At 49.6% G+C, this 2,467-nt stretch carries 2 protein-coding genes; both read right to left on the minus strand.

The features are described 5' to 3' along the window. Positions 1-1,604, minus strand: a 1,604-nt coding sequence (locus ACTIE6_RS10590; protein WP_439556605.1) for an alpha/beta hydrolase, incomplete at its 3' end; no start/stop codon positions are given. A gap of 8 nt (positions 1,605-1,612) precedes the next feature. Next, positions 1,613-2,467, minus strand: an 855-nt coding sequence (locus tag ACTIE6_RS10595) for a tetratricopeptide repeat protein (protein WP_439556606.1), incomplete at its 5' end; no start/stop codon positions are given.

A 2,467-nucleotide genomic window follows, 5' to 3' on the forward strand; every position in this document is an offset into this window, starting at 1 on the left:
AGATTCACATTCCGCCCGTCTGCAATTTCAAATTTTGCAAGTTGTTTTTCGGGAGAATAAAAAGGCACTTCAAGCAGAAACTGGTCTTTTTTACCTTGATAATTTACCATCAACTTCAACTTCGCACGGTCCAGATTTGCATTTCGTGAACGTATTTTAAAACCTGTTTTTTCATAAATAGAACCCTGTGCCAATTTTCCAATTGTAGTCGCCGGATCCATTACTTCCACATCTTCATCCTGCGCGATCAGCTCCATTCGAACAGAATCCACCGCCGCGCCGCCTTTGTTGAACAATACTGGTTTGAGCAAAACAATGTCGCCGACGCCGGGCATCTGCCGGTCGAGTGTATAGGTCGCCATGGTAATGTGGCCGGGGTCGCCGTTTTTGTAAATGCCAACATTTGTCTGCTGCCCGGTTCCCTGCCATTGCATGCGGCCTTTTGCATCGCTGCGCACGTTTGTGCGAGATATTTTGCGAGTTGGCACATCCAGTTGAATCAATTCGTAGCGAGTATTGGGTGTGTAAATGCTGTCTGTCGTCAGCTTTATCGACAAGTCAGGCACCGCTGGCCCGTCGGGCAGCCACTGTTTGGTATGTACGCTAAATCCTTCGCGGCGCACGTCGTCGAGCAGGGTAAAGCCCGGTATTTTACGGTCGGATTTTACCTCATAATTCCAGACAGAAAAGTTGGGATACAGGTCAATGTGATGCCACTTCTCAGGCCTTGCCAGCGGTATGCGGAAATAATGCATGTGAAAATCAAACTGACTTTTGATGTTCACCGCATTGTGAAAACCCCGGAAATAGCCTACGCCATAATGCCAGCTTTCATAATTCAGCTCCAAAGTTTTGTAAGCATCATCAATCTCCTGATCATGCTGCCGCAAAAAATCCTTGCTGCCCAAATGCATCCGGATCGGCAAACCCACAAAATTCCGCCCCATTTCCTTAAATGGTGTGTAAATCTGCAAAGCCTTCGGTCCCACTGTAAAGGAAGCCGACGGACAAAAAAATGATGCACTCGACAGCAAATGCGGATACTTCGAAGCCACCAGCATCGACATAAACCCGCCCATACTCAGCCCCGAAACTGCGCGACTCTCGCGATTGGGCCTTGTGCGGTAATGCGCGTCCACATACTTGACGAATTCCGGAAAGTAGTCCACAAACTGCCGGTCTTCCTTCACCGGCGCAATGTCGTACGGACGCGGATACTGCGCCGGCACATAACCATCCCATTTGGCAATAATCACATCATTGCCAGACACATAAGTAGCGAAGTTATCCAGCGAATCCGGTCCGGTGCGCGCATAATTCCCATTGAATTCATCATAATACCGCGCCTCGCCCGAGCGGGAAACTTCACCCTCCGCCGGCCCATTGAACCGCCCCGCATTTCCGTGGAAATAGTATATCACCGGGTAGCGGCGTTCCGGGTGTTGATAATAATCAGGCGGCAAAATGAGGCGTAAATTACGGTTTTCTTTGAAAACTTCGCTGTAATGCGTTTTGTCTTCAATAATTGCCTTTCGCGGTTGCTGCGCATACACATCTGGCAATGCACCTAATGTAAGCAGCCACAGATATAAAATCCTTTTCATAGTCAGCATCATTTGTTCTCAGCCAGGTCGAGCGCCTGGAAAAAGATCGACGTAGCACTGTATTTCCGGTCTGCAATCAGGTCGTGCCGGAGCTTTTCGGCGCGGGTTTCGTCCTGTTTGGTTTTGGCTAAAATCCATTGTACTTCCGGCGCGTCGGAGCCGGCTGTGATATCCCATTTGCGCAGTGAATCCTGTTCGGCTTTCCAGGTTTCCAGGAATTTGTCAGCCGATTCTTGTTCGCCTGCATCGTTCAAAAGCTTTACGCCAAGATAATTGCTGAGTGCATTGCGGTTGCTTTCCTTGCTGGCATTGAGGGTGTATGCGGTGATATTTTGCTTGTATTGCTCTGCTTTTTGCGTGCGACCGAGCTGCGTTTCGCAATAGGCAGCCAGGTAGTCAATCAGCCGGGTGTCGGGCTCGTTGGGCTTGCCGGTGCCGAGGTGCTCGGGCCACAGCCTCGCCTTTTCCAGCGATTTCAGTGCATCCTTATATTTCCTGTTCTTCGCCAGCGTGAGTGCCTGCGCAAGGTTAGCCGTGACATACAAAGAATGCCCCTCACGCGCACCTTCCTGCGGCAGCACATTCACCTGATCCAGCACTTTCAGGCTCGCTTCTAGCTTGCTCGCATTGAGCAACGATTTGGCGTAATCGAGTCCAATCACCGGGTTTTCAACGAAACGCTCGTAGGCTTTTTGCGCATTTGCTAAGCCTTTTTCCTGTGATTGCTGATTATTGTAAAAATTGGTTAGATAATGCCAGCTGCGCCATTCTTTTGGGTTTAACTGATTGGCTTTTACAAAGTCAGCCTCCGCCTGTGCTTTGCTGGCGGCGCCATTTTGAAACAGAATGCCTCGGGTAATGTA

Origin of the sequence: Dyadobacter sp., assembly GCF_051859145.1 — a bacterium.
Lineage (GTDB): Bacteria > Bacteroidota > Bacteroidia > Cytophagales > Spirosomataceae > Dyadobacter.